24 protein-coding genes and 1 pseudogene are annotated in these 25,227 nt (G+C 69.9%); 13 read left to right on the top strand and 12 right to left on the bottom strand.

All coding sequences use genetic code 11. From position 1 onward, the window contains the following. Positions 1–51 precede the first annotated feature (51 nt). Positions 52–1,746 (bottom strand): lysine--tRNA ligase, encoded by a 1,695-nt coding sequence (locus RMN86_RS02810; protein ID WP_309604305.1) that lies wholly within the window; start codon positions 1,744–1,746, stop codon positions 52–54. A 93-nt stretch (positions 1,747–1,839) separates the two neighbouring features. Here RMN86_RS02810 and phnD point away from each other — a divergent pair, with 93 nt between their 5' ends. Beyond that, positions 1,840–2,847, top strand: a complete 1,008-nt coding sequence (phnD, locus tag RMN86_RS02805) for a phosphate/phosphite/phosphonate ABC transporter substrate-binding protein (RefSeq protein ID WP_309604304.1) — start codon at positions 1,840–1,842, stop codon at positions 2,845–2,847. Here phnD and RMN86_RS02800 read toward each other — a convergent pair. Both RMN86_RS02800 and RMN86_RS02795 read right to left on the bottom strand, forming a co-directional pair. Next, positions 2,840–3,262 (bottom strand): PaaI family thioesterase, encoded by a 423-nt coding sequence (locus RMN86_RS02800; protein WP_309604303.1) that lies wholly within the window; start codon positions 3,260–3,262, stop codon positions 2,840–2,842. The genes phnD and RMN86_RS02800 overlap by 8 nt on opposite strands. Then, positions 3,259–3,699 carry a PaaI family thioesterase gene (locus RMN86_RS02795; RefSeq protein ID WP_309604302.1) on the bottom strand — a complete coding sequence of 147 codons (441 nt, stop codon included), beginning with the start codon at positions 3,697–3,699 and terminating at the stop codon, positions 3,259–3,261. Before RMN86_RS02795 ends, RMN86_RS02800 begins: the two co-directional genes overlap by 4 nt. A gap of 83 nt (positions 3,700–3,782) precedes the next feature. Here RMN86_RS02795 and RMN86_RS02790 point away from each other — a divergent pair, with 83 nt between their 5' ends. Beyond that, entirely contained in the window at positions 3,783–4,793 is a 1,011-nt protein-coding gene (locus tag RMN86_RS02790; protein WP_309604301.1) for a ligase-associated DNA damage response exonuclease, read from the top strand. Between the two features lie 30 nt (positions 4,794–4,823). Then, on the top strand, positions 4,824–6,443 hold the full coding sequence (locus RMN86_RS02785) for a cisplatin damage response ATP-dependent DNA ligase (protein ID WP_309604300.1): 1,620 nt from the start codon (positions 4,824–4,826) through the stop codon (positions 6,441–6,443). 261 nt (positions 6,444–6,704) lie between these two features. Here the strand turns inward: RMN86_RS02785 and RMN86_RS02780 are convergent, their stop codons facing one another. The 4 genes from RMN86_RS02780 to RMN86_RS02765 all read right to left on the bottom strand — a co-directional run bounded on the left by RMN86_RS02780 (position 6,705) and on the right by RMN86_RS02765 (position 11,382). Further along, positions 6,705–9,029 carry a TonB-dependent receptor gene (locus RMN86_RS02780; protein WP_309604299.1) on the bottom strand — a complete coding sequence of 775 codons (2,325 nt, stop codon included), beginning with the start codon at positions 9,027–9,029 and terminating at the stop codon, positions 6,705–6,707. A 68-nt stretch (positions 9,030–9,097) separates the two neighbouring features. Next, entirely contained in the window at positions 9,098–10,102 is a 1,005-nt protein-coding gene (locus tag RMN86_RS02775; RefSeq protein WP_309604298.1) for a FecR domain-containing protein, read from the bottom strand. 97 nt (positions 10,103–10,199) lie between these two features. Further along, positions 10,200–10,745, bottom strand: coding sequence for an RNA polymerase sigma factor (locus tag RMN86_RS02770; protein WP_309604297.1), 546 nt, complete (start codon positions 10,743–10,745; stop codon positions 10,200–10,202). Between the two features lie 91 nt (positions 10,746–10,836). Continuing rightward, positions 10,837–11,382: an HAD family hydrolase gene (locus RMN86_RS02765; RefSeq protein WP_309604296.1), complete on the bottom strand. Its 546-nt coding sequence runs from the start codon at positions 11,380–11,382 to the stop codon at positions 10,837–10,839. A 111-nt stretch (positions 11,383–11,493) separates the two neighbouring features. Here RMN86_RS02765 and RMN86_RS02760 point away from each other — a divergent pair, with 111 nt between their 5' ends. The 4 genes from RMN86_RS02760 (at position 11,494) to RMN86_RS02745 (ending at position 16,177) form a co-directional block, all read left to right on the top strand. Beyond that, positions 11,494–13,320: a dipeptide ABC transporter ATP-binding protein gene (locus RMN86_RS02760; protein WP_309604295.1), complete on the top strand. Its 1,827-nt coding sequence runs from the start codon at positions 11,494–11,496 to the stop codon at positions 13,318–13,320. A gap of 9 nt (positions 13,321–13,329) precedes the next feature. Beyond that, positions 13,330–14,391, top strand: coding sequence for a sugar phosphate nucleotidyltransferase (locus tag RMN86_RS02755; protein ID WP_309604294.1), 1,062 nt, complete (start codon positions 13,330–13,332; stop codon positions 14,389–14,391). A gap of 68 nt (positions 14,392–14,459) precedes the next feature. After that, the gene (locus RMN86_RS02750) at positions 14,460–15,668 is read left to right on the top strand and encodes a threonine ammonia-lyase (protein WP_309604293.1); all 1,209 of its coding nucleotides are present in this window, start codon (positions 14,460–14,462) and stop codon (positions 15,666–15,668) included. 14 nt (positions 15,669–15,682) lie between these two features. After that, positions 15,683–16,177 carry an FKBP-type peptidyl-prolyl cis-trans isomerase gene (locus tag RMN86_RS02745; protein ID WP_309604292.1) on the top strand — a complete coding sequence of 165 codons (495 nt, stop codon included), beginning with the start codon at positions 15,683–15,685 and terminating at the stop codon, positions 16,175–16,177. On the opposite strand, the gene RMN86_RS02740 is transcribed toward RMN86_RS02745, so the two are convergent. Continuing rightward, positions 16,174–16,644 carry a GNAT family N-acetyltransferase gene (locus RMN86_RS02740; RefSeq protein ID WP_309604291.1) on the bottom strand — a complete coding sequence of 157 codons (471 nt, stop codon included), beginning with the start codon at positions 16,642–16,644 and terminating at the stop codon, positions 16,174–16,176. The genes RMN86_RS02745 and RMN86_RS02740 overlap by 4 nt on opposite strands. Before the next feature lie 108 nt (positions 16,645–16,752). On the opposite strand from RMN86_RS02740, the gene argE reads away from it, so the two are divergent. The 5 genes from argE (at position 16,753) to RMN86_RS02715 (ending at position 21,746) form a co-directional block, all read left to right on the top strand. Then, positions 16,753–17,973, top strand: coding sequence for an acetylornithine deacetylase (gene argE / locus RMN86_RS02735; RefSeq protein WP_309604290.1), 1,221 nt, complete (start codon positions 16,753–16,755; stop codon positions 17,971–17,973). A 35-nt stretch (positions 17,974–18,008) separates the two neighbouring features. Then, the gene (locus tag RMN86_RS02730) at positions 18,009–19,517 is read left to right on the top strand and encodes a tannase/feruloyl esterase family alpha/beta hydrolase (RefSeq protein ID WP_309604289.1); all 1,509 of its coding nucleotides are present in this window, start codon (positions 18,009–18,011) and stop codon (positions 19,515–19,517) included. Between the two features lie 59 nt (positions 19,518–19,576). Then, the gene (locus RMN86_RS02725) at positions 19,577–20,104 is read left to right on the top strand and encodes a GNAT family N-acetyltransferase (RefSeq protein ID WP_309604288.1); all 528 of its coding nucleotides are present in this window, start codon (positions 19,577–19,579) and stop codon (positions 20,102–20,104) included. A gap of 156 nt (positions 20,105–20,260) precedes the next feature. Then, entirely contained in the window at positions 20,261–21,019 is a 759-nt protein-coding gene (locus RMN86_RS02720) for a sulfite exporter TauE/SafE family protein (RefSeq protein WP_309604287.1), read from the top strand. Positions 21,020–21,161: 142 nt separating this feature from the next. Beyond that, positions 21,162–21,746 carry a GNAT family protein gene (locus tag RMN86_RS02715; protein ID WP_309604286.1) on the top strand — a complete coding sequence of 195 codons (585 nt, stop codon included), beginning with the start codon at positions 21,162–21,164 and terminating at the stop codon, positions 21,744–21,746. 33 nt (positions 21,747–21,779) lie between these two features. Here RMN86_RS02715 and RMN86_RS02710 read toward each other — a convergent pair whose 3' ends face one another. The 4 genes from RMN86_RS02710 to tadA all read right to left on the bottom strand — a co-directional run bounded on the left by RMN86_RS02710 (position 21,780) and on the right by tadA (position 24,888). Further along, on the bottom strand, positions 21,780–22,547 hold the full coding sequence (locus RMN86_RS02710) for an ABC transporter permease (protein ID WP_309604285.1): 768 nt from the start codon (positions 22,545–22,547) through the stop codon (positions 21,780–21,782). Beyond that, complete coding sequence (locus tag RMN86_RS02705) at positions 22,544–23,443, bottom strand: ABC transporter ATP-binding protein (RefSeq protein ID WP_309604284.1); 900 nt, start codon at positions 23,441–23,443, stop codon at positions 22,544–22,546. Before RMN86_RS02705 ends, RMN86_RS02710 begins: the two co-directional genes overlap by 4 nt. 60 nt (positions 23,444–23,503) lie before the next feature. Beyond that, positions 23,504–24,379 (bottom strand): SDR family NAD(P)-dependent oxidoreductase, encoded by an 876-nt coding sequence (locus RMN86_RS02700; RefSeq protein ID WP_309604283.1) that lies wholly within the window; start codon positions 24,377–24,379, stop codon positions 23,504–23,506. 68 nt (positions 24,380–24,447) lie between these two features. Further along, positions 24,448–24,888: a tRNA adenosine(34) deaminase TadA gene (gene tadA, locus RMN86_RS02695; protein ID WP_309604282.1), complete on the bottom strand. Its 441-nt coding sequence runs from the start codon at positions 24,886–24,888 to the stop codon at positions 24,448–24,450. 96 nt (positions 24,889–24,984) lie between these two features. On the opposite strand from tadA, the pseudogene RMN86_RS02690 reads away from it, so the two are divergent. After that, positions 24,985–25,227 (top strand): annotated as a pseudogene (locus tag RMN86_RS02690) (S4 domain-containing protein); the annotation flags it as partial.

Here is a 25,227-nt window from a genome sequence, read left to right as displayed (position 1 = left end):
CGGAAGCTGTTCTTCTCCACTCAGGTTGAGCCAGCCTGAGTGGGAAGGGTCCTAAGCGATCAGCTCGCCGGCCAGCGCGCGCTCGATCAGGGCGAGGGTGCGCGCGACGCCGAAGATCGCCGTGAACGATCCGAAGCGGGGGCCCTGGCTCTGGCCCAGCAGCACCTCGTAGAGCGCCGAGAACCAGGCGCGCAGCGGCTCAAAGCCGGCGTCCTTGCCGACCTCGAAGACCAGGTTCTGGATCGCCTCGGCGTCGGCGCCGGCCGGCAACGCCTTGAGCCTGGCGACCAGGGCCAGCATCGCGGCGCGCTCGCGCTCGTCGGGCGCCCGGAACCGCTTGGCGGGCTTCACGAAGTCCTCATAGTAGTTGATCGCATAGCCGGCGAGCTGGTCGAGCAGGGGCTCGGTGGCCGGGGTTGCGCCGGGGATGTGGCGCTGGAGGAATCCCCAGAGGATCTCCTTGGTCGAGGCGTCGGCGGCGGAGACCAGGTTCAGCAGCAGCGAGAAGCTCACCGGCGAGCCGCGCTGCGGCGGCGCCCCGCGGTGGACGTGCCAGACGGGATTGTCGATGGCCGGCGCATTGCCGCCGTCCGCTCGGGCCCGGTTGTAGGCGTCGAGCTGCTGCAGATATTCGTCCGTCGCTTTGGGGATCACGTCGAAATAGAGCCGCTTGGCCGACTTCGGCGACTGGTACATGTAATAGGTGAGGCTCTCCGGCGTGCCGTAGCGCAGCCAGTCCTCCATGCTCAGGCCGTTGCCCTTGGATTTGGAGATCTTCTGGTTGTTCTCGTCCATGAACAGCTCGAAGTGGAACACCTCCGGCGGCGCGCCGCCCAGCGCCTGGACGACCTTGTTGGAGACCCGCACCGAATCGATCAGGTCCTTGCCCGACGCCTCGAAATCGACCTCCAGCGCCACCCAGCGCGCGGCCCAGTCGGGGCGCCACTGCAGCTTGACGTGGCCGCCGGTCACCGGAACCTCGGTCAGAGTTCCGTCCTCGTCGGCGAAGGTGATGGTTCCCTTCTGGACGTTGCGCTCCAGGGTCGGGGTCTGCAGTACGCGGCCCGACGTGGGGCTGATCGGCAGGAACGGCGAATAGGTGGCGCGGCGCTCCTCGCCGAGCGTCGGCAGCATGATCGCCTGGATGGCGTCGAAGCGTTCGAGGATGCGCAGCAGCACCGCGTCGAACCGTCCCGATCTATAGGTCTCCGTCGACGACATGAAGGTGTAGTCGAAGCCGAAGCCGTCGAGAAAGGCGCGCATGCGGGCGTTGTTGTACGCCCCGAAGCTCTCGTGTTCGCCATGGGGGTCGCGGACCGAGGTGACCGGCTTGTCGCGGTCCTCTTCCAGCATCTGCAGGTTGGGCAGGTTGTCGGGGATCTTGCGAAAGCCGTCCATGTCGTCGGAAAAGACGATCAGCTCCGTTGGCAGCGCGTCCTCGGTCAGCGCGCGAAAGGCCGTGCGCACCATGGTTGGCCGCGCCGCCTCGCCGAACGTGCCCATGTGCGGCAGGCCCGACGCGCCATAGCCGCACTGAAAGATCACCGGCCGGGCCAGCGCCGGCAAGGTCTGGACGGCCTCCGCGAAGGCGCCCTGCGCGAACAGCGTCGCGGCCAGGTCGCGCTCGGCGTCCGACAGACGCAACCGCAGGATCCGGGCCAGCAGCAGGCGGGCCTGCTCAAACGGCCAGCTCTTGGCTTCGCGGGCGGCGGGGGACAGACCGTGCAGGTTGGGCGGGGTCGACATGGGGGCTCGCGGTAACGCCCCGGCTCGACGGGCTCAAGCGGAGTTTTCCTCGTCGGTTGCGGCGCCGGCGCCAAGTTGCGCTATGCTGGCACCATGACCGCTCGCCTTCTCCGCCTCATTGCCGTCCTCGGGGCCTCGGCCGCGCTGGCGGCCTGCTCGCGCCCCACGGCGCCGAATGTCACCCCGCCGCGGACGGTGACCTTCTCCATCGTCTCCACCGAGGCGACCCAGACCCAGATGCAGGAGTGGGGGCCGTTCCTCAAGGACATGGCGGCCGCGACCGGCCTCAGCGTGAAGCCGTTCTTCGGCTCCAACTATTCGGCGCTGATCGAGGCCATGCGGTTCAAGCAGACCGACCTGGGCTGGTTCACCAACCAGTCGGGCCTGGAGGCCGTGCGCCGCGCTGGCGGGACGGTCTTTGCCCGCACCACCCATCCGACCGGTCCGGACGGCTATCAGGGCGTGATCATCGTCCGCAAGGGCTCGGGGATCACCCTGGGGCAGCTGCTGAAATGCGGGCGGACGCTGGACTTCGGCATGGGCGACGCCAAGTCCACCTCCGGCACGCTGGCGCCCGACACCTATCTGTTCGGGCCGCGCGGCATCGATCCGGCCAGATGCTTCAAGACCATCCGCTCGGCCAGCGCCGAGGCCAACCTCTATGCGGTGGCCTCGGGCGTGCTGCCGGCCGCCACCGACAATACCCGCTCCATGGACCGGTTGGCGGCGATCGGCACGGACCAGGCCAAGACCGCCCTGGCGAACCTTGAGGTGATCTGGCGTTCGCCAACCATTCCCGAGGATCCGATGATCTGGCGCACCGACCTCGATCCGGGGGTGAAGGCCAAGATTTCGAAATTCATCTTCGACTACGGCGTCGGCGACACGCCGCAGGCTCTGCGTCAGCGGGCGATCCTGGCGCGGATCCAGACCGGCCCGTTCAGGCTCGCCGACAATTCCCACCTGCTGCCGGTGCGCGAGATGGAGGCCACAGGCGAGGTCGTTCAGGCCAAGGCCAGGGGCGATGCCGCCGCCCTGGCCGCCGCCCAGGCCAAGCTCGCCCAGGTGAAGCAGGAGCAGGCGCCCAGGCCGGCTAGCTGAGCTCGTCGGTGCTGAGCAGGAAGTGGCCGCGGAGCGCCGCGAACGGCTGGTTCGGGTCGTCCTGCCAGGCGTCCACATGGACGTTGGCGATACGCCGGCCGATCTTGCGCACCTGGGCGCGGGCGTAGGAAGTCTGGGCGCGACCGGGTTTGAGATATTCGATCGTCACGTCGATGGTCTTCGGCCGGGGTCCCGGCGGCTGGACGATGAACAGCTGCGCCAGCGCGGTCATTTCCAGGAACGCCCCGATCACCCCGCCATGCAGAGCCGGGATGAAGGTGTTGCCCACCAGGTGCGGCGAGAACGCCAGGACGGCGGTCAGCACATCGCCTGACAGCTCGGCTCTGAGCCCCAGGAAGCGCACATAGGGTGTTCGCTCCAGGAACGCCTGCAGCTGGTCGCCGGGCGAGCTCATGTTCGCGGCCGATTCAGCACGAAGGCGGCCTGGGCGGTGGCGATCAGGTCGGATCTTTCCACGTCCCAGGCCTCGGCGCGGACGAAGCCGATGGTGCGGGTCAGCTTGTAGCAGTGGGCCTCGGCGGTGACGCCGACCCGCGGTGCGGCCGGGCGCATATAGTCGATCCGCAGGTCCAGGGTGGCGGTGGAGAAGGGCTGGTCAGCGGCCGCCGCGGCCATGGCCAGGCCGCAGGTGTGGTCCAGCAGGCTGGTGACCACGCCGCCGGCGATCACCTGGGTGTCGGGGTCGCCCACAAGGTCTTCCCGCCAGCCCACGGCGATGGAGCCCCGGCCGGGGGAGACGGAAATAAACCGGAAGCCAAGCGCCTCGGAATGCGGCGTGGCGTTCGCCATGCGCTCGGCCAGTTCGTTGAGGATGTTCGATCCGCCGCTCATCCGCCCAGCGCTAGGGCGGAACCCGCCCCAAGGTCAATCCGCGCAAGGTTGTTTAACCGGCCCCCTGACCTAGATGCAGGGGCATGATCCGTCCCCAGGACCTGCTCTGCCCCAGACCCGAGGGGCTCTACTGTCCGCCCGGGGACTTCTACATCGATCCGGTGCGCCCCGTGGCGCGCGCGGTGATCACGCACGGCCACGCCGACCACGCCCGCGCGGGCCACGGCGCCGTGCTGGCGACGGCCGCGACCCTCGATATCATGGCCGAGCGCTATGGGTCCGACTTCGCTTCGGCCCGCCAGGCCGGCGCCTACGGCGAGGCGGTGGCCCGCGACGGCGTCGAGGTGACCCTGGTTCCCGCCGGCCACGTGCTGGGCTCGGCCCAGGCGGTGGTGCGCTGGAAGGGCCTGACCCTGGTGGTGTCCGGCGACTACAAGCGAAGACGAGACCCGACCTGTGCGGCCTTCGAGCCCGTGCCCTGCGACGTGTTCATCACCGAGGCGACCTTCGGACTGCCGGTGTTCCGCCACCCGGACGACCGGGCGGAAATCGCCCGCCTGCTGCGCTCGGTCGCCCAGTTCCCTGAGCGCTGCCACCTGGTCGGCGCCTATGCGCTGGGCAAGGCGCAACGGATCATTCGCCTGCTGCGCGAAGCCGGCTGGGACAAGACGATCCACGTCCATGGCGCGCTCGAGCGGCTGAACGGACTCTACGAACGCCACGGCATCGATCTTGGCCCCCTGGCGCCTGCCACCTCGGCGACGAAACAGGACTTCGCCGGCCAGATCGTCATCGCTCCGCCGTCGGCCACCCAGGACCGCTGGAGCCGGCGGTTCCCCGACCCGGTGATCGCATTCGCCTCCGGCTGGATGCAGGTCCGGGCCCGCGCCCGCCAGCGCGGCGTGGAGCTGCCGCTGGTGATCTCCGACCACGCCGACTGGGACGAACTGACCGCCACGGTGTCCGAGCTCAAGCCCGGCGAGCTGTGGATCACCCACGGCCGCGAGGAGGCCCTGGCGCGATGGTGCGAGCTGCAGGGCGTCCCGGCCCGGGCGCTGGCCCTGGTGGGCTATGAGGACGAGGACGATGGATAGGTTTTCCCCCCATCCGGGAGGAAGTCGCTGATGCGCGCGTTCGCGGAGCTCCTCGACCGACTGTCGCTGACCGGGTCGCGCAACGCCAAGCTGGTGCTGGTGCGCGACTATCTGCGCCAGGCCCCTGATCCTGACCGCGGCTGGGCGCTGGCGGCCCTGACCGGGGACCTTGCCTTCGACGCGGCCAAGCCGGGGTTCATCCGCAGGGCGGTGGAGGCGCGGATGGATCCGCAGCTGTTCCGCTGGTCCTACGACTACGTGGGCGACCTGGCCGAGACCGTGGCCCTGGTCTGGCCGGGCCAGCCCGGCGCCAATCGCGAGCCGGAGCTCAGCGAAGTGGTCGACGCCCTGCGCGGCGCCACGCGCGCGGAGGTCCAAGAGCTGATCGAGGGCTGGCTCGACGCGCTTGCGCCCACCGGCCGATGGGCGCTGCTCAAGCTGCTGACCGGGGGGTTGCGCGTGGGTCTATCGGCGCGGTTGGCCAAGCAGGCGGCGGCCGACGTAGGGCCGGCGCCGGTGGCCGAGGTCGAGGAGCTGTGGCACGCGCTGCACGCGCCGTATGAGGACCTGTTCGCCTGGCTGGAGGGTCGCGGCGAGCGGCCGTCGGCGGACAACCCCGGTCGCTTCCGACCCGCCATGCTGGCCCAGGCGATCGACGCGGCGGTCGATTTCGACAAGCTCGATCCCGCCGACCATGCCGCCGAATGGAAGTGGGACGGCATCCGCGTCCAGCTGGTCAACGAGGGCGGCGTGCGCCGGCTCTATACCCGCACCGGCGACGACATCTCGCGGACCTTTCCCGACATCGTCGAGGCTCTGAGCGACGAGGGCGTGATCGACGGCGAACTGCTGGTGATACGCGACGGCAAGGTGGCGAGCTTCGGCGACCTGCAGCAGCGGCTGAACCGCAAGGCGGTGGACGCCAGGCTGTTGGCCGCCTTCCCGGCGGCGATCCGCGCCTATGACCTGCTGGCGGAGGGCGCGCGGGACACCCGGGCCTTGAGCTTCGCCGAACGCCGCGCCCGGCTGGTGGCCTTCGTTGCGCGACAGGCGAGCCCGCGCATCGACCTGTCGCCCCTGCAGCCGTTCGACAGCTGGGCGGCGCTGGCGGCTCTGCGCGCCGATCCGCCCGCAGGCGATCCGCGGGTCGCCGAGGGGCTGATGCTCAAGCGGTGGGATTCGATCTACCAGGCCGGGCGGCCGAAGGGGCCGTGGTTCAAGTGGAAGCGCGACCCGATGCTGATCGACGCGGTGCTGATGTACGCCCAGCGCGGCCACGGCAAGCGCTCAAGCTTCTATTCCGACTACACCTTCGGGGTATGGACGCGCGACGAGGGCGGCCTGCGGATCCTCACCCCGGTCGGCAAGGCCTATTTCGGCTTCACCGACGAGGAATTGAAGGGGATCGACAAGTTCGTCCGCGAAAACACCGTCGGTCGCTTCGGCCCGGTGCGCTCGGTCCGCGCCGAGCCTCACGCCGGGCTGGTGTTCGAGGTGGCGTTCGAGGGCCTGCAACGCTCCAGCCGGCACAAGTCCGGCGTCGCCATGCGCTTCCCGCGCATCCACCGCATTCGATGGGACAAACCGCCCGGCGAGGCCGACGACCTGACCGGCCTGGAGCGGATGCTGGAGAGACTTCCCGAGCTGTAGACCGGAGCGAGCTGTAGACCGGAGAATGCCGAACGCGACGTCTGGCCCCGGCCGAGGTGTGACCTCTCGCGCCGGGGCCGCGTCTTGGACCGGCGACTGGAAGCCGGCCTGTCGAAATCTCCGTGGAGATTGGCGACATGCGGCCCGGGGCGACCGCACGGAGCTCTGCAATAGTACCATCGGTCGCCAGCGCAGACAAATTGGCAATTCAGCCGCCTCGCGGCCGCGCGAACACATCGCGCCCGGGTTCGCCCGCAACCGTCAGTAGGCGGCGAAAAAGGTCAGCCCCAGCGTGGTCGGTCGCTGCGGCGTGATCTGCCGCGCCTGGGTGGGGTTGAACTGATTGCCGAAGGCGAAGGTGTCGCTGAAGGCGTTGGTCGGATTGGTCAGGAACGCCTGCACCCCCAGCCGCCCGCGCCGCGCCTCGACCAGCAGCTTGGTGCGGACGTAGCCGCCCATTTCCGGGAACTGGGTGTCGAAGGTGACGCGCGAGCGGCCCACATAGGTGGTCTCGCCCGACAGGCGCAGCCGCCAGCCGCCCGGCGCTGCGCGTTCATAGCTGACCAGCAGGCCACCGGAGAAGGGCGGCGCGTTGGGCAGGCCGTTGATCAGCAGCGACAGGAAGTTCGGATTGGCGTTGCGCGTCCGCGTCTGCGTGAAGCGGCCATTGAGCTCAGCCGACAGGCCGTTGGCGGCGCGGGCCGACAGCTGCGTCTCGACCCCCAGGATCGTCGCGTCACCGGCGTTGGTGGTGAACGGAATGCCGGACGGTCGGTACTGATCGGTCTGAATGTCGTTCCACTGGTCGTAGAACACCGCCGAATCCCAGCTCAGCCGCCGGTCACGGCTCTGCAGCTTGAGGCCCAGCTCATAGTTGCGCAGGAGGTCCGGCGCGTAGGTCTCGCGCGCGGTCGACAGCGGCACGACCCCGCCGGAGTTGAACCCGCCCGCGCGGTAGCCTTCGGAATAGACCGCATAGATCAGGTCGCCCGCCGCGAACTCATGCTGCAGGGAGATCTTCGGCGAAAAACTGGCGAAGGTGGCGCTGCGATCAATGTCTCGCGGGTCGGATTGCTCGGATTCCACGTGCGAGCGGGTCCGCGTGTGAATCGTGAAGACCCGCCCGCCGAGCGCCAGCGTCCAGTTGGGAACCAGGGCGTAGGATACCTCGCCATAGGCGGCGACCTCGTCGGTCGCGTCGGACCGGTCGTCGCTGTAGACGCGAACGTCGGGGCCGGCGACGTACTGCGCCACGAAGGCGCTGGGCGAGCGCTGTGTGGTGCGCGAGCCGTAGAGGCCGACAAGCCATTGCAGCGGCCCCGCGCCGCGCGACGTCAGGAACAGGTCCTCCACGATCATGGTCGTGCTCGTCCGCTCGGAGTAGGCCGAGGTGTCTGCGGACGTGGTGAACAGTTGCTGCGCCGCGGTGGCGTCGTAGAGGCTTCCATAGGCGTGGTGGACCAGGCCGCTAGAGGAGGTCAGCTCGCCCCAGCCCCAGGACCGCTTCAGCTTGGCCGACCACAGCGAGATGTCGTTGGTGTGCGGCTCGGCGATCCGGTTGTAGCGATTCAGGCCATTGCCGCCGGTGGTGTACTGGGTGTCGGCGGACCGCAGGTGCTGGTCGGCGCTGGCCAGGTAGACGGTCCAGTCGTCGCCAAGCTCGAACAGCATCGACAACCGCTCGCCGCGCCGTTCGGTGCGGTTGGCGTTGCGCCGGTTCAGCCGCACGTCGTCCAGATAACCGCCGTCGATCTCGTCATAGGCCGTCAGGCGCAGGCCGATCCGGTCGCGCACGATCGGCCAGTTCACATGACCTTCGATGGCGCCGCTTGGCGCGCCGCGGTCGGTGAGGGCCCCGGTCACGCGGAGTTCGGCCGACAGCCGGTCGAGCTCCGGCTTGCGCGAGACGATCCGATAGATGCCGCTGACGAACCCGGCGCCATAGAGCGCGCCCTGCGGGCCACGGGCGATCTCGATCCGATCGATGTCGGCGAGCCGCAGGTCCGGGTCCGGGGCGTTGTTGTTCAGCGGGATATCGTCGAGGTAGGTGGCCACCGTGGAGCGGGCGCGCCCGGTATAGGCGCCGTCGGACAGCCCGCGCAGCAGCAGCTTGTCGCGGGCGGGTCCCAGGTTGGTGGTCAGCATGCCCAGCTGGGCGACCCCTTCGGCCGCGCCGCTGGCGCCGGTGGCCGCCAGATCGGCGCCCCGGACAACGGTGACCGCCACGGCCAGCTGGCGTGGATCGCGGACCCGCTTGGTGGCGGTCACCAGCACCTCGGAGACATCGACGGCGACCGGCCCGGGCGTCGGCGGACGGGCGGCGGGGGAGATCTGCACGGTCCCGGGCGCGATTTCCTTCCAGCCACAGGGGGCGTCGGCCAGCAGTCGGTCCAGCGCCTGGGCCACCGACAACGGTCCGGCGATGTCCTCGCGGGAATAGCCGCCGCAGGCCGCGGCCCCGACGAGGGTGATGTTGGCCTGTTGGGCGAGGTCGATCAGCGCCTCGGAATAGGGCTGAGGCGAGATGTGGAACCGCACGCGCAACGCCGCAGCCCGGGCGGAGCCGTTCCACGCGAACGCAAGCATCACAAGCACGGCCGCGGCCGCATGGTCCCGTCGCCAGAGGATGGTCAGGTCCGCCCTACGAGTCGGCGCTACTTGCGAAGCAGCAATAGCCCCCGCTCGGAAGGTACCGTTCTGACCGGCAGCATCAAGGACAGACGCGACATTACCGCCTGTGGGGTGTCCAGCACGATGACGCCGGTGATCGGGATCGCGCCCAGCTCGGGGTCGCCAATCACCACCTGATCGGCGAACTGCCGGTTGAGGTCGGCGACCACCCTGGCCAGCGGCTGGTTGCGATAGACCAGGCGGCCGGAGCGCCAGCTGAACGCCTCCTGCGGATTGACCGCCTGCAGGGTTTCCACCCCGCCCGCGCCGATGTCCAGCCGCTGGCCGGGCGTCAGCACGAACACGCGGTCCGACGCCAGGGACGGGCGCACTTCAACGCGCCCGCGCGCGACCGTCACCGTCAGGTCGCCGTCGCGGTTGCGGACATCGAACTGGGTGCCGACCACGCGCACGGTGTGATCGCCCGCGGCTACGGTGAACGGGCGGGCCTTGTCGGAAACCACATCGAAGATCGCCTCGCCGTCGTCCAGCGAGACCCGCCGCTCGGACCGGCTGAACGCCACGCGGAGGCGACTCTCGGCGTTCAGGTCGACGCTGGAGCCGTCCGCTAGCTGGAACCGTCGGCGCTGGCCGCGCCCGCTGGCCAGGATCTGCGCGGGAGCTCTCCGCACCATCGGCGGCAGCACCACGGCCGCCAGGCCGGCCACCACGGCGAACCCTCCCGCCCCGACCAGCCAGCGCCGGGTCGGGGCGCCCCTGCCCACCAGCCCGCGACCGGGCGCCCGCGCCGGGGTCTCCAGCTCGGCCAGCACCTCGCCGGAGCTGGCCCCGAAGGCCTGCCACAGCTCAAGGGTATGGCGATAGGCCGCCCGATTGTCGGGCGCGGCGGTGAGCCAGGCGTCAAACGCCACGCCGTCGGTCTCGTTCAGGTCGTCGCGCTGCAGGCGCGCGATCCAGCCCGCGGCCTCGTCCATGGCCTGGTCGGACGGGGTTGGAACGCGTTCGGACGGCGCTGAAAACTGGGTCATAGGCTCGATCGCCCAATCTGCGCCGGACGCGCTGGACAACGGTGGAGACGGCGCCGCTGTGGCGCTTCCCTAGGTGAGCGGAGAAATTCAGCGGTCCTCATGACCGCAGGCTCTGCGTCAGTCGCCGGACCGCGGCCTGGATATGCTGCTCGATCATCTTGCGCGACACGCCCATGGCCTGCGCGGTCTGGGCCTGGGACAGACCCTCAAGCTTGTGCAGTCGGAACGCGCGGCCCATCTGCGGCGGCAGGGCGGCGACCGCCTCGGCCAGCTGGCGAACGCGCTCGCGACCGATGATCGCCTCGTCGGCGGCGGGCCCCTCGACAATGTCCTCGCCGCCCAGCGTCGGGCGGGTGTCGCGCCGCCACTGATCGTCCCGGCGCTCCGTGCGCTGCAGGCTGCGCGCCTGATCGACCAGCAGGTTCGCGGCCATCCGGTAGAGCAGCGCGACCGGCGCCCTGACCTCGGCGGCGGGATCCATCAGGCGGATCTTCAGGAACAGGTCCTGCGCCAGATCTTCGGCCCGGGGCATCGAGCGGGTGCGCGCGGCCAGGAACAGCAGCAGGGTCTGGCGCTTTTCCAGGAAGGCCTCGACCAGCGGGCTCTCTTGCGGGCGTGACTCTGGCGGCTCAGAGGACGTCACGTCCCGCATCCTGCACTAGGGCCTGGCGACAATCTCGCGGAACCCCAGAAAAGGGGCTCTAGCGCCCGTCTAAGCCAAGCCGGGGCCGCCGTCACGGTCCAGGTGGCGGCGCCAGCGCCTGATCCTCCAGGAACCGCATCAGGTCGCCACCGTCGAACAGCACGCCGCGGATCCCGGCCCGCAGGGCGGCTTCCAGGTCCGACGGCTTGTCGCCGACCAGCAGCGAGGCGTCGCGGTCGATGGGCCAGTCGCTGAGCGCGCGCAGGATCATGCCCGGGTTGGGCTTGCGGTCCGGCGGGTCCGGGTGGCGGTAGGCGTCAAGCGCGGCGTCCGGGTGGTGCGGCGCGTGGTAGAAGGCGTCGATGCGGGCGCCGACGGTGGCGAGGTCGCCGCGCATCCGGGCGTGCAGGTCGTGCATCGCCGCCTCGGTATAAAAGCCGCGCCCGACGCCGGACTGGTTGGTCACCACGATCACCAGCCATCCGGCGCGGTTGAACGCCGCCACCGCCTCGCGCGCGCCGGGGATCCAGCGGAAATCCTCCCAGCGGGACACATAGCCGCGGTCCTCGTTCAGCACCCCGTCGCGGTCGAGGAACAGCGCGGGGCGAAGGCGCTTGGCTGGCGAGCTCGCGGACACGCGGCTTGTATAGCGGGCAAGACCGGCGGGGGCGACGGCGCCCGCGGCGAATAGGTTCCTAGATCGCGCCATCGCCGTCTAAGATCGCGGGCCGCTTCAAGAGGGGTTCCCTTGCCCGACGCCACCTCCGCCGTTCTGACCCTCGACAGTCTGAAGGTCGACTTCGACACCCATGACGGCGTGGTGTCCGCCGTGCGCGGCGTCTCGCTGTCTATCCCCCGCGGCGAGACCCTGGGCGTGGTCGGCGAGAGCGGATCGGGCAAGAGCCAGACCTTCATGGCGGTGATGGGCCTGCTCGCGCGCAATGGCCGGGCGTCAGGGTCGGCGAAATTCCTGGGGACTGAGCTGCTGGGGCTGCGGCCCCGGGCGCTCAACCGCATCCGCGGCTCGAAGATGACCATGATCTTCCAGGACCCGCTGACCGCGCTCACCCCCCATGTGCGGATCGGCGAACAGATCGCCGAGCCGCTGCGGCTGCACGCAGGCCTGTCCGACCGCGCCGCCACCGCCCACGCCCGGCTCTGGCTGGAGAAGGTGCGCATCCCCGACGCGGCCAGTCGACTGCGGCAATACCCCCACGAGCTTTCCGGCGGCATGCGCCAGCGGGTGATGATCGCCGCGGCCATGGCGGGCGGCCCCGAGCTGCTGATTGCCGACGAGCCGACCACGGCGCTGGACGTGACGGTGCAGGCCGAGATCCTCGACCTGATGGCCGAACTCAGTCGTGAAACCGGAACCGCCATGGTGCTCATCACCCACGACATGGGGGTTATCGCCCGGCTGGCCGACCGGGTCTGCGTGATGAAGGACGGCGCCTATGTCGAGGAGGGAACCGCCGAGCAGATCTTCCGAAGTCCCGCCACCGCCTATACCCGCGCCCTGCTGGACGCGATTCCCCGGCTCGATCGCGAGGGGCGGGGCGGCCGGCCTGTGCTGGGCCCGGCGGGGCCGGACGCGCCCGTGGTGGTCGAGGGCCACGACGTGAAGGTCTGGTTCCCGGTCCAGGCGGGGCTGCTCGCGCCCCGCAGGACCCTGCGCGCGGTGGACGGTGTCTCTTTCCAGGTGCGCCAGGGCGAGACGCTTGGCGTGGTGGGCGAGAGTGGCTCGGGCAAGTCGACCCTGGCGCGCGCCGTGCTCAACCTGCTTCCGGCGACGCAGGGGACGGTCACCCTCCTTGGCCGCGACATCACCCATGCGCAGCGCGAGGAGATGCGGGCCGCGCGCCGCGACCTGCAGATCGTCTTCCAGGACCCGCTGGCCAGCCTCGATCCCAGGGTGACGGTCGGTGCCTCCATCGCCGAGCCGCTGCTGGTGTTCCGCCGCGAGCTGACCCGCGCCGAGCGCGACGTCGAGGTGGCCGCCATGATGGCCAAGGTCGAGCTCGATCCGGCGCTGATCAACCGCTATCCGCACGAGCTCAGCGGCGGCCAGAACCAGCGGGTGGGGATCGCGCGCGCGATGATCCTGAAACCCAGGCTGGTGATCTGTGACGAGGCGGTCTCGGCGCTGGATGTCTCGATCCGCGCCCAGATCATCGACCTCCTGATCGCCCTGCAAAAGGAGATGGGCCTGGCGATGATCTTCATCAGCCACGACCTGGCGGTGGTCCGCGAAATCAGCCACCGGGTCTTGGTGCTCTACATGGGCCGGGTGGTGGAGACCGCGAGCCGAGACCAGATCTACCGGGCGCCCCGACACCCCTATACAAAAGCCCTGCTGTCGGCCGCCCCGATCCCCGACCCCGCCATCGAGCGCACCCGCCAGCGCGTGCGGCTGGCCGGCGAACCGCCCAGCCCGATGGACCCGCGGGCCGCCTTCCGCTTCCTGCCATCGCGCCTGCCGGCCGACCCGAAGGCGCCGATCCAGCCGCCCGCCCTGCAGGAGGTCGCGCCCGGGCACCTGGTGGCCGAGTTCGATCCACCCGCCGAAGCCGCGTAGAGGCGAGCCGTGCCCAAGATCACGCCCGTGCTGATGTCCGGCGGGGCCGGCACGCGCCTCTGGCCTCTGTCGCGCAAGGCCAAGCCGAAACAGTTCCACGCGTTGGGGGGCGACAAGACCCTGATCCAGGAGACCGCGCTCCGGGTCACCGGCGAGATGTTCGGGCCGCCGATGGTGGTCTGCAACGCCGCCCACGCCTCGCTCGTGCGTGAGCAGCTGGCGGCGGTAGGTGTCACGCCACGGCTGCTGATCTTGGAGCCGGAGGGCCGCAACACCGGGCCGGCTTCGCTGGTGGCCGCCGCGCTGGCCGCTAGGGAGGGCTGCGAGCTGATCCTGCTGCTGCACGCCGACAATCGGGTGGCCGACGTGGCGGCCCTGCACAGCGCCATCGGCGCCGGGACCCCGGCCGCGCTGGCGGGCGCGCTGGTGATCTTCGGCGTCACCCCGACGGGTCCCGAGACCGGCTATGGCTACATCCGCGCGGAGCCGGGCGACACCAGGGTCCGCAAGGTCGCGGCCTTCGTGGAAAAACCCGACCTCGCCACCGCCCGGACCTACATCGCCGACCCGGACTACAGCTGGAACGCCGGGATGTTCCTGTTCCGGCCGGCCGTTTTTCTTGACGAGGCGCGCCGGGTCGCCCCGGCCCTGGCGGCCGCAGCAGACACGGTCCTGGCCGAGGCGCCGCGAGAGCGCGATGCCGTCCGCCTCGGCGCAGCTTTCCTGCGTTCGCCGGCGCAGGCCATCGACACTGCGGTCTTCGAGAAGACCGACAAGGCCATGGTGGTCACAGCCGACATCGGCTGGAGCGACGTGGGGACCTATGACGCGATCTGGGCCGCGGCCGACAGGACCGCCGCCGCGGACGCCCTGCAGGGGCCGGTGATCGCAGCGGGGACCGCCGGATGCCTGGTCATCAGCGACGGGCCGACGGTGGTGATGTCGGGCGTCGAGGACCTGGTGGTGATCGTTGAGAACGGCGTGGTCCTGGTCACCCGTCGCGACCACCCCGCCGCCGTCCGCGCTGCGGTCGCGGCGATCCAGGCGGCCGGGCGGGACGACCTTCTCTAGACGGCGCATTGCGGCACGGCAGACCCGCCGTTAGGTTGCGCCCCTTTTTCGGACCCCGCCGGCTGAACATGACCCTCTCATTCGATGACATCCTCGCCGCCCGAGACCGGCTGCAGGGTCATATTGAGCGCACGCCCTGCCGCCACTCGCGCACCCTGTCGGAGATCACCGGGGCGAAGGTGTGGGTCAAGTTCGAGAACCTGCAGTTCACCGCCGCCTACAAGGAGCGCGGGGCGCTCAACAAGCTGCTGCTGCTTGGCGAGAACGTCCGCAGGCGCGGGGTGATCGCGGCCTCCGCCGGCAATCACAGCCAGGGCCTCGCCTACCACGGCTCGCGCCTTGGCGTGCCGGTGACCATCGTCATGCCGCGCGGGACGCCGTTCGTGAAGGTCCAGCAGACCCGCGCCTTCGGCGCCGAGGTGGTGATCGAGGGCGAAAACTACGACGAGGCGTCCACGCGGGCCATGCAGATGTGCGACGAGCGCGAGCTCACCTTCGTCCATCCGTTCAACGACCTCGACGTCATGGCCGGCCAGGGCACGGTGGCGCTGGAGATGCTCGAGGACGTGCCCGAACTCGAGGTCCTGCCGATCCCGATCGGCGGCGGCGGGCTGATCGCCGGCATGGCCACGGCCGCCAAGCACGTCAAGCCGCAGATCCATATCGTCGGCGTCGAGCCGGCCATGTACCCCTCGTTCACCGCCCGGATGCGCGGGGTCAGCGCCGGCGCGGCCTCGGGTGGGGCGACCATCGCTGAGGGCATAGCCGTCAAGCAGGTGGGCGACGTGAGCTATGGCGTGGCCCGCCCGCTGGTGGACGAGGTGCTGCTGATCGAGGAGCCGTTCTTCGAACGCGCCGTGGCGCTCTACTGCAATGTCGAGAAGACCGTCACCGAGGGGGCCGGAGCGGCCTCGCTGGCCGCGCTGCTGGCCTTTCCGGAGAAGTTCCGGGGCAAGACCTGCGGCCTGGTGATCACCGGCGGCAACATCGACACGCGCCTGCTCGCCTCCGTGCTGACCCGCGAACTCGTGCGCGACCAAAGACTCGTCAGTCTACGGATCATTGGCGACGACCGGCCCGGCCTGCTGGCCACGGTGTCCCGCGTGATCGGCGACATGGGCGCCAATATCATCGAGGTGGCGCACAACCGGCTGGCGCTGGATGTGCCGGCCAAGGGCGCGGAGTTCGACATCATGATCGAGACGCGCGACGCCCAGCACACCCAGGAAATCATGGATGCCCTGCGCGAGCACGGCTATCCGCCCCGAGCAGTCTGAGAGGTTTTGCCGATATGTTCCGTATCCTGACGATTGCCGCCCTGGCGCTGTCGCTGACGGCTTGCCATCCCAAGGCCCAGGGCGCCGACCAGAGCGCCGCGGCCAAGGTGTTCCTGGCGGCGAACGCCCGGAAGGCCGGTGTCCAGACCCTGCCGGACGGCCTGCAGTACCTGATCGTCCACTCCGGTCCGGCCGGCGGCCTGAAGCCGAAGCTGAACGACGAGGTCAAGGTCCACTACGAGGGCAAGCTGATCAACGGCAAGGTGTTCGATTCGTCCTACGAACGCGGCCAGCCGGCCTCCATGCCGCTGAAAGGCCTGGTCATGGCCTGGCAGGAGGCGCTGCAGCTGATGCGTCCCGGCGACGAATGGATTCTCTATGTCCCGCCCGAGCTGGGCTATGGCGCGGAAGGGGCCGGCGGCGGCGAGATCCCGCCTGGCGCGGCGCTGATCTTCAAGATCGAGCTGATCGACGTCCTGCCGGGACCGGGAACGATCCAGGCGGGTTAGAGCGCCCGTTTCATGCCGACGTGGCTCCCGGCGAACCCCAGGCGCGTGTAGAACCGCTGGGCGTCGCTGCGGCTGGCGTGGCTCATCAGCTCCATGTTGCGGCACCCCCGGCGACGCGCCTCTTCCATCGCCCAGGTGACCATCCCCGCGCCGACCCCTTGTCCCCGCAGGCGGGCGTCGACCCGCACCGCCTCGAGCAGGGCCAGCTCCGCGCCCTGGTTCGACAGGCCCGGGATGAAGGTGAGCTGCAGGGCGCCGACCACCGCGCCCGCAGCGTCCCGCGCCACCATCAGCAGGTTGCGCGGATCGGCGGCGATCTTTTCGAAGGCTTCGAAATAGCTCGATGGCGGCGGATCGGAGACCTGTTCCCGGCCCGCGCCAAGCGGATCGTCGGCCAGCAGGCGGACGATCGCCGCCACGTCCTCGCGCCGGGCTTCACGCATCTGGATCGGCGATTCATCGGGCATTGGGCGGTCTCCAGCCGGCCAGGGTAGGCAGGTCCTTACCACAGGCTGGGCATTCGCTTGAGGCCCCGGACTTTGAGGCGCTGGCCCGAGGGTCTATGGCTGCGCCCCATGAGCGAACTTGGTCCCGTCCACGACATCCTGGCGACCCTGGTGGGGTTCGACACCACCTCGCGGGTCTCGAACCTGGCGCTGATCGAATGGGTCGAGACCTATCTCGACCGCCACGGGGTGCCGCACCGCCGGGCGCCCAACGCCGAGGGGACCAAGTCCAACCTGCTGGCCACCATCGGGCCGGCGATCGAGGGCGGCGCGGTGCTGTCGGGCCACACCGACGTGGTGCCTGTGGATGGCCAGCCGTGGACCTCAGATCCCTTTGCCCTGACCGAGCGCGGCGGCCGGCTCTATGGCCGCGGGACCTGCGACATGAAAGGGTTCCTGGCCCTGGCGCTGGCGGCGGTCCCCGATCTCATCGCCGCCAAGGTGCGGCGGCCCGTGCATCTGGCCTTCTCCTACGACGAGGAGATCGGCTGCCTGGGCGCCCCCCTGCTGATCGATCTGATCCGGCGCGAGCTGCCGGCGCCCGCCTTCGTGGTGGTGGGCGAACCCACCGACATGGTCGCGGTCAACGCTCACAAGGGGATCACCTACTACAAGGTCAAGGTCACCGGTCGCGAGGCGCACTCCAGCCAGACCCAGCAGGGCGTCTCGGCGATCATGGAGGCGGTGACCCTGATGTCCGCGCTGACCGAGCTTTCCGCGCGGCTGGAGCGGGAGGCCGACCCCGCCTCGCCCTTCACGCCCAAGGGCGCGACGCTGACCATCGGCATCGTCCACGGCGGGACGGCCGGCAATATCCTGGCGCGGGAGTGCACGTTCCTGTTCGATCTGCGCTGCCCCCACACCCTCGATCCGCAAGGGGTCCTCGCGTCGTTTTTCGCCCAGGTCGCCGCGCTCGATGTGGCGCTCAAGGCCCGCGCGCCGGAGGCCGGCGTCGCCATCGAGATGCAGTCGAACGTGCCGCCTTTCGCGCCGGAGCCGGACGGCCCGGCGGAGTCCTTCGCCCGACGCCTGGCCGGCGACAACGGCCCTCCGCGCGCCGTGGCCTTCGCCACCGAGGCCGGGCAGTTCCAGCGCGCCGGGTTCTCCACCGTCCTCTGCGGCCCCGGCTCCATCGAGCAGGCTCACCAGCCGGACGAATATGTCGAGATCTCGCAGATGGAGCGCGGCGCGGCGTTCATGCGCCGCCTGGTGGACTGGGCGACCCTGCCCTCTCCCGCGCCTGCGCCGCTTGGGGGAGATGAGGTGGCGTCCGCCGCCACCCGTGCCTAGACTGCGCGAAATACAACGCTTGGGAGGGCTCGCTGATGAAATCCGTCCAATGGGGACTGTCGGTCTTGGCGCTGACGATGGTGGGCCTGACCGCGCCGGCCGCGGCGCATGCCGAGACCGCCTGCGCCGACCTGATCAAGACCCGCCTGCCGCACGCCGAGATCACCTCGGCCAAGGCCGCCAGCGTGGCCGGCATGGATGTCTGCCAGGTCGCGGTCACCAGCCGGCCGACCCGGGATAGCGACATCCGCCTGGAGGTCTGGATCCCGGTGGGCGGCGCCTGGAACGGCAAGTTCGTCCAGGTGGGCAACGGCGGGTTCGCCGGCACGGTGCCCAAGGTCTCGTTCATGGGCCCGATCAAGGCCGGCTATGCGGTGGCGGGAACCGATGACGGCCACCAGGACCCGGTCGGAACCAACGCCTCCTGGGCGCTGGGTCACCCCGAAAAGGTCACCGACTTCGGCTGGCGCGCGCTGAAGGAGACCACCGACATCTCCAAGGCCTTGATCACCGCGCAGAAGGGCTCGCGGGCGGCGAGGTCGTATTTCTACGGCTGCTCCGACGGCGGCCGCGAGGCGCTGATGGAAGCCCAGCGTTACCCAAAGGACTTCGACGGCATCGTCGCCGGCGCCCCGGCCAACTACATGAGCCAGCTGTTCGGGCTCTCGGCCTTCCAGCAGCAGACCATGGCCAGGCCCGGCGGCTACCTCGGCGCGCCGCAACGCGAGCTCTTGCAGAAGGCCGCCCTGGCCGAATGCGGTGGCGAGGGGTTCATCCGCGACCCGATGCGCTGCCACTTCGATCCGGGCAGGCTTACCTGCAAGCCCGGCCAGACCCCCGGGCCCGAAACGGCGCCCTGCCTGACCGCCGCGCAGGTGGTCTCGGCCAAGGCGTTCTACGAGGGTCGCAGGGACAGGGCCGGCAAGGTCGTCTTTCCGGGATACAGCCCTGGCGCTGAGTCCCTGAGCGGCAGCTGGAGCGCCTGGATCACCGGGTCGAGCCCGGAAACCAACCAGAAGGCCGCTGGCCCGTCATTCTCGTCCAACGCCTTCAAATATTTCGGGTTTGAGGATCCGAGCTTCGACTATCTGAAGATGGACATGGGCGCCCCGTTCGAGGGTGCGCTGAAGCGGATGGCTGCGGCGCTGGATTCGCCCGACCCGAACCTGGCGGCGTTCAAGAAGCACGGCGGCAAGCTGATCCAGTACCATGGCTGGAACGATCCCGCGATCCCGCCCCGCGCGTCGATCGTCTACTATGAGGATGTCCGCAAGACGATGGGCGACCCCTCGGAGTTCTACCGGATGTACATGGTCCCTGGCATGCTGCACTGCGCCGGCGGCGTGGGGCCCTCGGGCGTCGACTGGGTGGCCCTGCTGGATAGCTGGGTGGTCGCCGGCAAGGCGCCGCGCGATATCACCGCCGTGGCCGGGCCCGGCCAGGGTGTCGGCGGGCCGCCGAGCCAGGTGCTCTGCCCCTATCCGGGCGTGGCGCGCAAGGCGGGCGAAGGCTACGCCTGTTCGACCAGGAGGACGAAGGGCTGATACCCGCCCCGCCGCGGGACTGGCGCAAGCGGAGCCTTGGGTATAGTCGAACGCCGTTGATGAGCGGGTCCTTCCGCATACGCCGCCTGGCCCCCGCCGAGGCGTTGGGCGCGGCGCCCGCGCTCGGCGCCGTCCTGGCCGACTGCGTGGCGGGCGGCGCCTCGGTGAGCTTCATGGCCGACCTGACGCTGGCCGACGCCGAGGCCTTCTGGCGCACCCAGGCCAACGCCGACGATGGCCGGGTCATCCTGGTCGCCGAGGACGACGAGGCGATCTTTGGCGTGGTCCAGGTGATCCCGGCCTGGCCGCCAAACCAGCCGCACCGCTGCGACATCTCCAAGCTGCTGGTCCACCGGAGCGGTCGCCGGCGCGGGGCGGCGCAGGCCCTGATGTCGGCCGCCGAGGCCGCGGCCGCGGCCATGGACCGCCCCGTGATGGTGCTGGACACGGTGACCGGCGGCGCGGCCGACCAGCTCTATGAAAAGCTCGGCTGGACCCGGGTCGGGGTGATCCCCGATTTCGCCCTGATGCCCGATGGGGCGATGGCCGCGACCACGGTCTTCTACAAGCAGGCGCTCGGCGAATGATCGTCCAGTCTTCCCCACCAAGAGCCCGGCCAGCGATGGCCGAGGGCCCCCGCCGGACGGCCGGCCACTTCTGGCGCACGTCGCGTCGCGGATCCGCGGACGGAGGGGCCTGTGTCCCCTCCGCGAGGCGGATCGCAACCCCGGAGGACCATCCTCATGAGTCTCGGCTCAGCTATCTTCATCGTGGCGATGTCGTTCGTCACCGCGGCGATTTCCGGTGTCTTCGGCATGGCCGGCGGCCTGATGCTCAAGGGCGCGCTGGCCTTTGTCCTGCCGGTTTCGGCGACCTTCTTCACCCACGGGGTCCTGCAGTTCGTCGCTAACGGCTGGCGCGCGGCCCTGCATCGCCAGCACGTGGCCTGGGGCATCGTCGCGCGCTTCGCGCTTGGATCGTTCGTGGCCGCGGGGCTGATGGTCTTCGTCGCCCTGCAGCCCACCAAGGCCGGGCTCTTCCTGCTGATGGGCCTGGTGCCGGGCCTGGTCTGGCTGCCGCAGACCTGGGTCAAGGTCGACGCCTCGCGCCCCGGCCAGGCCTTTGTGTGCGGCCTCGTCGTCACCGGCATCAATCTGACGGCCGGCGTGGCGGGGCCGATCCTCGACGTCTTCTTCGTCCGCACGGCGCTGACCCGCCACCAGATCGTCGCCACCAAGGCCGCGACCCAGGTGTTCAGCCACCTGATGAAGATCCTCGTCTATGGCGCGCCCCTGCTGGCCGTGCATGGCGCGGGCCTGCCGCCGTGGTGGGTGTTCGCGCTGGCGATCCCGGTCGCGATGCTCGGCACCGCGGCCGGCGGGGTGCTGCTGAACCGGCTGAGCGACATCGACTTCAAGCGCTATCTGCGGCTGATCCTGACGGTGATCGGCCTGGTCTACCTGGCGCAGGCGGCGCACCTGTTCCTCACGGGCCAGGCGTAGCCGCCAGAAAAAACCCCGGGACCTTGCGGACCCGGGGTGGAAGTTTTGGGAGGAAACGCCCAGGAACGGGCGCTTCTTCAGGTATGAGCGGATCGTGCCCGCGCAAGGGCCGCGCGGCGGTTTTTTGACGGCAGGTGGGGACATGCGCCTCGAAGCGAAGATTCTGGAGAGCCGCTTTGTCCGGCTCGAGCCAATGGCCGGACGCCACCGCGAAGACTTCAGCGCCGCCTGCGAGGCCGATCAGGAGGTTTGGGCCAGCCTCTATCCGGTCTCCTGGGCCGGGGAGCAGTTCGCGCCGACCTGGGCAAAGCTGCAGCGCGATCAGGCAGCGGGCGACACCCAACCCTACGCCGTGATCTCGCAAGGCGAGGTCGCCGGAATCAGCACCTTCTATGCCATCGATCTGGGGAATGGCGTGGTCGAGATCGGCGGCACCTATTACCGGCCGGACTGCCGCGGCGGGGCCGTCAACCCGGCGGCCAAGCGGCTGATGATGGCGCATGCCTTCGAAAGCGGCGCGCGCCGCGTGGTGTTCCGAGTCGACGCCATCAACGCCCGCAGCCGCGCCGCCGTGCTGAAACTGGGCGCGGTGCAGGAAGGCGTCCTGCGCAGCGACCGGGTGACCTGGACCGGGCGGGTTCGTGACACGGTGATTTTCTCGGTCCTGGCGGGCGAATGGCCCGCCGTCCGCGGCGGACTCGACGCCCGCCTGGCCGGGTTCGACTAGAACCCGTCCAGGCTGACGTGGTCCCTACAGGGTCTAGCCGCGACGGGCGAGCTTGCGGGCCGCCAGCCAGGTCAGGACGGCGCTCATCGCCGCCAGGATCGCCAGGTGGGTCAGGGGCGAACCCTCCGACGTCAGGCCGGCCGAGGCCCGGGCCAGCTGCGAGAGGTGATAGGTCGGCCAGATCGGACGGATCCTTTCCATGACTCCCGACAGTGGAAAGAACAGGCCTGAGAGGAAGGCCATGCCCAGGTAGACGATGTTGGCGAAGGCCGCCGCGCTGGAGGCCGGAGCCCAGGCGCCGATGAACAGCCCCACTGCGCAGGCCGGGATGACCCCCAGCGACATCACCGCCGCCACCCGCAGCAGGGTTATGGCGGGCAAGGTGACGTGGCCGATGGTCACTCCGATCGTCACCAGCATGGCCATGACCACGACGGCGAAGACGAAGGCCATCATCAGCTTGGACGCCAGGTAGGATCCGGCCGGCATGGGCAGCGCGCGCTTGAAGGTGAGCAGACCCTGATTGCGTTCGACGGCCACCAGGATGCCGAAGCCGAACAGGCCCGGACCCATCACCCCATAGACCGTCCAGCCGACGAACAGGTTGTTGGCCAGCTGCCCGCCGGCGGCGCGGCCCGCCAGCATGATGCCGAAGAAGCTGTAGAACAGGACCGGCATGGCCAGGATCGGTACGGAGAACGCCGGCGTCCTCAGCAGGCGCAGGGATTCGTACTTTGCGTCCGAGAGGTAGGCCCGGACCAGGCGGCCGAACGGCATGGCGGGCACGAGGGCGTCGGTCATGGCGCGGGCTCCTGGGTCAGCTCGGCGAAGGCTTCCGAGAGGCCGGCCCGGCGGACCTCTAGGTCGGACAGCGCCGGGTCGGCGTCCAGCAGGCGCCGCACCGCGCCTTCCGCGTCGGTGGTGGTGATCGTTACTCTCGGCCCATCCCGCGCCGCGGCGGTGACGCCTGGCCAGGCCTCGATGGCGGCGAGGCTGAGGGGGGTGACGCAGTCCACGCGCTTGCGCACCACCAGGGCGCGCATCTCCTGCACCGTGCCCTCGGCGACGCGGCGGCCCTTGGCCATCACCACGACCCGGTCGGCCAGGGCCTCGGCCTCCTCGATGTAGTGGGTGGTCAGCACGATGGAGGTTCCGCCCTCAACCAGTCTGCGGAGCGTCGCCCACATGGTTTCGCGCGCGGTCAGGTCGAGGCCGGTGGTGGGCTCATCGAGAAACAGCAGTCGGGGCCGGCCGCAGATCGCCAGCGCGAACTGGGCCTGGCGCTTCTGGCCGCCGGAAAGCTTGGCATAGGGCCGGCTGGCGATCTTCTCGACTCCGGCCAGGGCGATGGCCTCGTCCAGGCTCAGCGGGTCCGGATAGTAGGCCTGGGTCATGGCGATGTGGTCGTGGACGCGCAGCGCGTCGGCCAGGGCCACCTCCTGCATCATCACCCCGACGCCGCGCCGCGCCGTCAGGTCATGCGGCGACGTGCCGAACAACAGGGCCTCGCCTGAGTCGGGCTGCTGCAGTCCGAGCAGGAGCGCGATGGCGGTGGATTTGCCCGCGCCGTTGGGGCCCAGCACCGCCAACAGCTCACCCTTCCGAACGTCGAGGTCCAGCCCGTCGAGCGCCGTGACCACGCCGTAGCGCTTGTAGGCGCCGCTAAGACGGGCCATCGCCCCGTCGTCAATCGCCATGACCGCCCCCACGCTGCTCTGGTCCTGGTCGCCGCCGGACCGGCGTTCAGATGCGGGCGATCAGGCCGTCGCCGCCGTCCGCTCCTCGGCATTGGGGAAGAACACGTCCGAGGCGTGCTCGGCCACCTCCTGGGCGGTGTAGGGCCGACCGGGCTGGAAGCCGCCGGTCTGCAGCATCTTGATCTCGCGGACGCCGCGGCTGGAGACGCCGAGGATCTTGCCCGAGTGCTCCGCGGCGAGGTCTGACACCATGAACAGCACGCCGGGCGCGACGTTCTCCGGCAGGCTCAGCGGGTCGGGCTCCTTGCCCTTGCGGCCGGGCAGGTCCGACGTCATGCGGGTGTAGGCGCCGGGCGCCAGGCCCATGACCCGGATGTTGTACTTGCGCCCCTCGATCGACATCACCCGGACCATTCCATAGATGCCGGCCTTGGCCGCCCCGTAGTTGGTCTGGCCGAAATTGCCGTAGAGGCCCGAGGTCGACGAGGTCAGCACCATCGAGCCGCCGCCGTGGTCCTTCATCCACTTCCAGACCGGGAGCGCGCAGCAATAGGCGCCCTTCAGGTGCACCTTGACCACCTTGTCCCAGTCGTCCTCGGAGGTGTTGGCGAAGGTCTTGTCGCGCAGGATGCCGGCGTTGCAGACCAGGATATCCACCGTGCCGAAGGCGTCGATGGCGGCTTTCAGGATGTTCTCGCCGCCCTGGACGGTGGAGACATCGTCGCCGTTGGCCACCGCGCGGCCGCCGGCGGCGGCGATGGCGTCGACCACCTTCTGCGCCGCGGAGACGTCGGCGCCGGAGCCGTCGCGCGCGCCGCCCAGGTCATTGACCACCACGGCCGCGCCCTCCCGGGCGAACAGCTTGGCGTAGGCCTCGCCCAGGCCGTTGGCGGCCCCCGTGATGATCGCCACCTTGCCGTCGAGCAATCCCGCCATGACCTGCCTCCCCTTGGTTCTAGTTTGTGCGCGCATCTTCCAACCGCCGTTGGCCGGTTGGCAAGGTCTCAGCGCGACCGGCGCTCTCGGAAGAACGCCTTGAGCAGGGCCGAGCTCTCCCGCGCCAGGACGCCGCCTTCGACCCGCGGCCGTGAATGACAGGTGGGTTGATCGAAGAAGCGCGCGCCGTTGACCACCGCACCGCCCTTCACATCTTCCGCGCCGAAAACCAGGCGCGCGATCCGGGCATGGCTGATCGCCCCCGCGCACATGGCGCAGGGCTCCAGCGTCACCACCAGGGTCAGGCCGGTCAGCCGATAGTTGCCAAGCTTGGCGGCGGCGGCCCGCAAGGCGACGATCTCGGCGTGGGCGGTGGGATCGTGCGATCCGATGGGGCTGTTGGCGCCGATGGCGATCACCTCGCCTGACGCGGGGTCCACGACAACGGCGCCCACCGGCGTCTCGCCGCGTGCGGCGGCGGCTTGCGCGGCTTCGAGCGCGATGCGCATGGTTGCAAGGTCATGGTCCACGATCCGCACCGAACCGGTGGCCGCCCTTCCGGTCAAGCCCGCACGCCGCAAGCCGAGGCTTCGTCTGATGCGGGAGGCGACCGCGTGGCCAAGATGCTGGCCCGCGCCGGGGTCGCCTCGCGCCGCGAGGTCGAGCGGCTGATCGAGGCCGGCCGCGTGGCGCTGAACGGCAAGGTCCTGACCACGCCGGCGGTCAAGGTCGAGCGTGGCGACATCCTGACGGTCGACGGCGCCGTGGTCACCGAGGCCGAGCCGGCACGGCTGTTTCGCTATCACAAGCCGATCGATCTGGTGACCAGCCATAACGACCCGCAGGGC

Source organism: Phenylobacterium sp. (assembly GCF_031360265.1).
In the GTDB taxonomy this organism is placed as follows: domain Bacteria; phylum Pseudomonadota; class Alphaproteobacteria; order Caulobacterales; family Caulobacteraceae; genus Phenylobacterium.
This window is presented reverse-complemented; position numbering and strand designations above follow the sequence as displayed.

Excerpts from the sequence above, each read along its gene's own strand:
- RMN86_RS02750 (WP_309604293.1), top strand. The coding sequence starts at position 14,460 with ATGACCCTCTCATTCGATGACATCCTCGCCGCCCGAGACCGGCTGCAG.
- RMN86_RS02725 (WP_309604288.1), top strand. The coding sequence starts at position 19,577 with ATGAGCGGGTCCTTCCGCATACGCCGCCTGGCCCCCGCCGAGGCGTTG.
- RMN86_RS02810 (WP_309604305.1), bottom strand. The coding sequence starts at position 1,746 with ATGTCGACCCCGCCCAACCTGCACGGTCTGTCCCCCGCCGCCCGCGAA.
- RMN86_RS02800 (WP_309604303.1), bottom strand. The coding sequence starts at position 3,262 with ATGAGCTCGCCCGGCGACCAGCTGCAGGCGTTCCTGGAGCGAACACCC.
- argE (WP_309604290.1), top strand. The coding sequence starts at position 16,753 with ATGAGCGAACTTGGTCCCGTCCACGACATCCTGGCGACCCTGGTGGGG.
- RMN86_RS02785 (WP_309604300.1), top strand. The coding sequence starts at position 4,824 with ATGCGCGCGTTCGCGGAGCTCCTCGACCGACTGTCGCTGACCGGGTCG.
- RMN86_RS02775 (WP_309604298.1), bottom strand. The coding sequence starts at position 10,102 with ATGACCCAGTTTTCAGCGCCGTCCGAACGCGTTCCAACCCCGTCCGAC.
- RMN86_RS02795 (WP_309604302.1), bottom strand. The coding sequence starts at position 3,699 with ATGAGCGGCGGATCGAACATCCTCAACGAACTGGCCGAGCGCATGGCG.
- RMN86_RS02780 (WP_309604299.1), bottom strand. The coding sequence starts at position 9,029 with ATGCTTGCGTTCGCGTGGAACGGCTCCGCCCGGGCTGCGGCGTTGCGC.
- phnD (WP_309604304.1), top strand. The coding sequence starts at position 1,840 with ATGACCGCTCGCCTTCTCCGCCTCATTGCCGTCCTCGGGGCCTCGGCC.
- RMN86_RS02720 (WP_309604287.1), top strand. The coding sequence starts at position 20,261 with ATGAGTCTCGGCTCAGCTATCTTCATCGTGGCGATGTCGTTCGTCACC.
- RMN86_RS02740 (WP_309604291.1), bottom strand. The coding sequence starts at position 16,644 with ATGCCCGATGAATCGCCGATCCAGATGCGTGAAGCCCGGCGCGAGGAC.
- RMN86_RS02710 (WP_309604285.1), bottom strand. The coding sequence starts at position 22,547 with ATGACCGACGCCCTCGTGCCCGCCATGCCGTTCGGCCGCCTGGTCCGG.
- tadA (WP_309604282.1), bottom strand. The coding sequence starts at position 24,888 with ATGCGCATCGCGCTCGAAGCCGCGCAAGCCGCCGCCGCACGCGGCGAG.
- RMN86_RS02700 (WP_309604283.1), bottom strand. The coding sequence starts at position 24,379 with ATGGCGGGATTGCTCGACGGCAAGGTGGCGATCATCACGGGGGCCGCC.
- RMN86_RS02715 (WP_309604286.1), top strand. The coding sequence starts at position 21,162 with ATGCGCCTCGAAGCGAAGATTCTGGAGAGCCGCTTTGTCCGGCTCGAG.
- RMN86_RS02730 (WP_309604289.1), top strand. The coding sequence starts at position 18,009 with ATGAAATCCGTCCAATGGGGACTGTCGGTCTTGGCGCTGACGATGGTG.
- RMN86_RS02705 (WP_309604284.1), bottom strand. The coding sequence starts at position 23,443 with ATGGCGATTGACGACGGGGCGATGGCCCGTCTTAGCGGCGCCTACAAG.
- RMN86_RS02745 (WP_309604292.1), top strand. The coding sequence starts at position 15,683 with ATGTTCCGTATCCTGACGATTGCCGCCCTGGCGCTGTCGCTGACGGCT.
- RMN86_RS02790 (WP_309604301.1), top strand. The coding sequence starts at position 3,783 with ATGATCCGTCCCCAGGACCTGCTCTGCCCCAGACCCGAGGGGCTCTAC.